The organism is Streptomyces sp. 8L (assembly GCF_020176795.1).
GTDB lineage: Bacteria > Actinomycetota > Actinomycetes > Streptomycetales > Streptomycetaceae > Streptomyces.
On the sequence record NZ_JAIUKE010000691.1, the window covers coordinates 1 to 4514 of the forward strand.

Annotated in this window: 5 protein-coding genes; 3 read left to right on the plus strand and 2 right to left on the minus strand. The window is 74.7% G+C overall.

The window, feature by feature from the left end; all coding sequences use genetic code 11:
- A partial coding sequence (locus LCE31_RS37225) for an ATP-binding protein (RefSeq protein ID WP_263632753.1) occupies positions 1-234 on the plus strand: 234 nt, incomplete at its 5' end.
- Positions 231-938, plus strand: a complete 708-nt coding sequence (locus tag LCE31_RS37230) for a response regulator (protein WP_225022485.1) — start codon at positions 231-233, stop codon at positions 936-938. The genes LCE31_RS37225 and LCE31_RS37230, both read left to right, overlap by 4 nt.
- Positions 939-1073: 135 nt before the next feature.
- On the opposite strand, the gene LCE31_RS37235 is transcribed toward LCE31_RS37230, so the two are convergent.
- On the minus strand, positions 1074-2018 hold the full coding sequence (locus LCE31_RS37235; RefSeq protein ID WP_225022487.1) for an AraC family transcriptional regulator: 945 nt from the start codon (positions 2016-2018) through the stop codon (positions 1074-1076).
- Positions 2019-2142: 124 nt separating this feature from the next.
- Between LCE31_RS37235 and LCE31_RS37240 the strand changes: the two genes are divergently transcribed.
- Entirely contained in the window at positions 2143-2940 is a 798-nt protein-coding gene (locus tag LCE31_RS37240) for an SDR family NAD(P)-dependent oxidoreductase (RefSeq protein WP_225022489.1), read from the plus strand.
- A 266-nt stretch (positions 2941-3206) separates the two neighbouring features.
- Here the strand turns inward: LCE31_RS37240 and LCE31_RS37245 are convergent, their stop codons facing one another.
- Positions 3207-4232: an ATP-dependent 6-phosphofructokinase gene (locus LCE31_RS37245; protein WP_225022491.1), complete on the minus strand. Its 1026-nt coding sequence runs from the start codon at positions 4230-4232 to the stop codon at positions 3207-3209.
- Positions 4233-4514 lie beyond the last annotated feature (282 nt).

Below are 4514 nucleotides of genomic sequence, written 5' to 3' on the forward strand. Positions count from 1 at the left end.
GAGTTGCTGCTGCGGGTGCGCGACACGGGTCCGGGGGTGGCAGGGGACCGGGTGGAGGAGGTGTTCCGGCGGGGCTGGTCGACCAACGGACCCGGCCGGGGGCTAGGCCTCGCGCTCGTACGGCAGGCGGCGCACCGCGCGCACGGAAGGGTGGAGGTGGCCGAAGGCGACGACGGCGGCGCGGAGTTCACCGTACGGCTGCCGCTGGCGCGGGCGCGGGTGGACGCCTCGTGAGCGGCCGGGACGCGGCCCCGGGCGCGGAGCCGATCCGGGTGCTCGTCGTGGAGGACGAGGAGGTGGCGGCCGACGCGCACGCGTTGTATGTGGGGCGCGTGCCGGGGTTCGCGGTGGTCGGCGTCGCGCACACGCGCGCCGAGGCGGTGCGGGTGCTGGAGCGCCGGCCGGTGGATCTGATCCTGCTGGACCTGTACCTGCCGGACGGCCACGGGCTCCAGTTGCTGCGGTCGATGCGGGCCGGCGGGCACCGTGCGGACGTCGTCGCGGTGACGTCGGCGCGGGATCTCGCGCTCGTCCGGGAGGGGGTGTCGCTGGGGGTGGTGCAGTACGTGCTGAAGCCGTTCGCGTTCGCGACCCTGCGGGACCGCCTCGTGCGGTACGCGGAGTTCCGGACGGCGGCCGGGGAGGCGAGCGGGCAGGACGAGGTGGACCGCGCGCTCGGAGCGCTGCGGGCGCCGGAGCCCGCCGCCCTGCCCAAGGGGCTGAGCGCGCCGACGCTGCGGGCGGTGACCGACGCCCTGCGGGGCTCGGGCACGGGCCGCACGGCGGCCGAACTCGCCGTCGAGGTGGGCGTCTCCCGCATCACGGCCCGGCGCTACCTGGAACACCTGGTGACCGACCGCAGGGCGGAGCGCAGCCCCCGCTACGGCCAGGTCGGCCGCCCGGAACTCCAGTACCGCTGGGTCGCGGCCCGCGGATGAAACGCCGGCGCGGCCCGCACGGCTCCGGTGGCGGCCCGCCCCGGCATCGGGTCGCCTCGGCAGCGGGTGGCGGCCCCGCCTCGACAGCGGGGCGCGGCCCCCGCCCGGCCCGGCGGCGCTCCCGCCGTGTGGGCCTCACTCGTTCGTGAGGCGGTGGTCCGGCGTCGCGGCGGGCTCACGGCCCAGCGCCAGCCGGCGTCGGACCCGCGCGGCGTCGGCGGCCGGTGTCCGGCCGTAGAGCCGGCGGTAGTCGCGGGAGAAGTGAGAAGCGCTCCGGTAGCCGACCGCGGTCGCGGCCCGGGCCGCGGGTTCCCCGAGGACCGTCATGCGATGGCGGGCCTCCCCGAGCCGAAGCCTCTTGAGGTACTGCATCGGCGTCATGGACGTCGCGTTCTTGAAGCGCCGGAAGAGCGTGGGCTCACTGGTCCGGACCGCCGACGCGAGCGAACCGACCGTCCAGGGCTCAGCCATCCGGTCGGTCAGCAGGCTCACCGCGCGCGGCACGACGGCGTCGCGGTCCTCGGCCACCGCCAGCACTCTCGGCGCCTGGTCGGTGCGCAGCAGGCGCAGGACGACCTCACGGGAGACCAGCGGACCGAGGACATCGATGTACTCGGGTTCGTCGAGCAGGGAGACCAGCCGGGCGAACGCGTCCGCCAGCCCCGGCGTCCAGGTGCCGAGCCGCTCCAGGGCCGCGGGGGAAGCGCCGCTCCCCGGCATCGCGGCCGCGACTTCCGCGACGACGACCGGGTCCAGCCGCCAGCGTACGGCCAGGAAGCCCTCCGGCTCCCCGGCCTCGACCACGGCCGAGACCACCGGCAGGTCGACGGGGGTGATGATGAACCGGTCGCGTCCCCAGATCTGGTCGTCGTCGCCGACGATCGAGCGCTTGCGCCCGGCCACCACCGCGGAGAAGGACGGGGGGTAGCGCTGAAAAGCCGGCTCCGTCGCGGTGGTGACGCGGCTGAGCCGGAGCCCCAGCCGGTCCGCGCGTTCCCGGTCGCCCGCGCGGCGCAGCACGACGTCCGCCATCCGGTCGAGTCCGCCGGAGGCAGCCGGGTCCCCACGCGACACGTCCATACGCCCTATCCAACCTCATCCGTCCACCAGCGGTTCCCTGCCGGGATCAGGCAAAGAAGTGAGGGTTCCGGGCAAGGTCCTGGGGCTCCCGGACGGTGAGGATCAAGACATGCAGACGCAAGACATGCAGACGAACGAACAGCTTCTTTCCGCCCTCCCCGCAGACAGCACCCTGGCCGGTCGCACCGCAGTGGTCACCGGGTCGTCCGGAGGCATCGGCGAGGCCGTGGCGCGGGTCCTGGCCGCGTCGGGCGCCGAGGTCCTCGTCAGCGGCCGGGACCCGGAGCGGACGCGGGCCGTGGTGGACTCGATCCTCGCCGCGGGCGGGCTGGCCCATCCCCTCACCGCCGACCTCACCGCCGAGCCCGCCGACGTCCGTGCCTTCGCGCGGGACGCCGAGGCCGCGCTCGGCGGGCGGGTCGACATCCTCGTCAACAACGCGGGCGTCTACCCGGGCTCGCGGACCGCGGATGTCACCGATGACGAGATGCAGGCGCTGTGGGCCACCAACATCCGCGCTCCCCATGTCCTCGTGGCGCGCCTGGCGCCCCGGATGGCGGAACGCGGGTCGGGCGCCGTGGTGAACATCGGCTCCTGGATGGCGCGTGTGGGTGTCCCGTACAAGGCCCTGTATCCGGCGACCAAGGCCGCAATCGAGCATCTGACCCGGGCCTGGGCGGCCGAGTACGGGCCCCGGGGCGTACGCGTCAACACGGTGGCGCCGGGAGCCACCGACTCGCTCGGCAACGCGAAGAACGCGGACCTGCTCGTGGAGATGGCGAAGGGGACGCCGGCAGGCGTCCCCGTCCGTCCCGTCGACGTCGCCCACGCGGTCAGGTTCCTCGTCTCCGACGAGGCGGCACTCGTGCACGGGGCGACCCTCGACGTGGACGGCGGGATCGCCGCGACCCGGTTGCGCTGACCGGCCACGCATCTGGTCCCGGGCCGGTGCGGCGCACGGGGCCGCCGGCCGGCGGAGCGGGGTCGGCCGCGGCATCGCGGGCGTCGTCGCACACGATGAACCGGCGATACCGGCGTTCGCTCCCGGGATACCGGCCGCCCCAGGATGAGGAGCACCTCGACGAGTCCTCGCCGGCTGTCACCCGGAGCGCGCCCACGCCAAAGCGTTCCGCGGACCCGCTGAGCGTTCCGGGCCCCCGCGGACCCGCTGAGCGTCCCTCCCGCGCCTCAGAAGACGGACTCGGCCTCCAGCATGCGGGCTTCGGGAACGGTCTTGAGCCGGGTGACCGCCTCGGCGAGCGGGACCATCTGGATCGCCGTGCCGCGCAGCGCGGTCATCCTGCCGAACTCGCCCCGGTGCGCGGCCTCGACGGCGTGCCAGCCGAAGCGGGTGGCGAGGACGCGGTCGTAGGCGGTGGGCGTACCACCGCGCTGGACGTGGCCGAGGATGACGGGCTTGGCCTCGGTGCCGAGGCGGCGTTCGAGTTCGGCGGCGAGCCGGTTGCCGATGCCGAGGAAGCGCTCGTGGCCGAACTGGTCGATCTCGCCGCGGCGGTAGTCCATGCTGCCCACCGCCGGGTGGGCGCCTTCCGCGACGCAGATCACGGCGAACTTCTTGCCGCGCTCGAAGCGCTCCCGGACCATCTTGACCAGCTTGTCGACCTCGAAGGGGCGCTCGGGCAGGCAGATCCCGTGGGCGCCGCCCGCCATGCCGGACTCCAGCGCGATCCATCCCGCGTGCCGGCCCATGACCTCGACCACCATGACCCGCTGGTGGGACTCGGCGGTGGTCTTGAGGCGGTCTATGGCCTCGGTGGCGACGCCCACGGCGGTGTCGAAGCCGAAGGTGCGGTCCGTGGAGTGGATGTCGTTGTCGATGGTCTTCGGCACGCCGACGACAGGCATGCCGGCGTCCGACAGGAGCCTGGCGGCGGTCAGCGTGCCCTCGCCGCCGATCGGGATGAGGACGTCGATGCCGTAGCGCATGGCGAGTTCGCGGCAGTTCTCCGCGGCCTCGCGCAGCCGGTCGCGCTCCAGCCGGGCGGAGCCGAGGATGGTTCCGCCGCGGGCGAGGATGCCGCTGACGGCGTTGAGGTCGAGCGGCCGGAAGTGGCCGTCGAGCAGCCCCTTGAAGCCGTCCTCGAAACCGATGACCTCGTCCCCGTGCTCGGCCATCGCGCGGTGCACGACCGACCGGATCACCGCGTTCAGTCCCGGGCAGTCGCCGCCCGCTGTGAGAATTCCGATACGCATGGTCGCTGTCGTCTCCTGCTCCTGCTCCGGGTCGGCCAGGGCGGTGGCCGTGTCGGCCGTCGCGTGGCCGTGTACCGATCCTGCCACGCGCGGTCGGCGGCTCGCGCACCCGTCCCCGCGGGCGTACGGAGGCAGCGCGGGGGCCCGCCCCCCCCCCCGGCGCCCCCCCGGGGGGGGCCCCGGGGCCCCCCCGGGGGCCCGGCCCCGTCGGATCACGCGCCCGGCGGCGATCCGGCCAGGCGGCGCGAAGGCGCGGGCAGTGCGTCCGGATCGCGTAAGGAA

Bases quoted from the DNA above. Each gene is read 5' to 3' on its own strand.
- LCE31_RS37235 (WP_225022487.1), bottom strand. From the start codon at position 2,018: ATGGACGTGTCGCGTGGGGACCCGGCTGCCTCCGGCGGACTCGACCGG.
- LCE31_RS37240 (WP_225022489.1), top strand. From the start codon at position 2,143: ATGCAGACGAACGAACAGCTTCTTTCCGCCCTCCCCGCAGACAGCACC.
- LCE31_RS37245 (WP_225022491.1), bottom strand. From the start codon at position 4,232: ATGCGTATCGGAATTCTCACAGCGGGCGGCGACTGCCCGGGACTGAAC.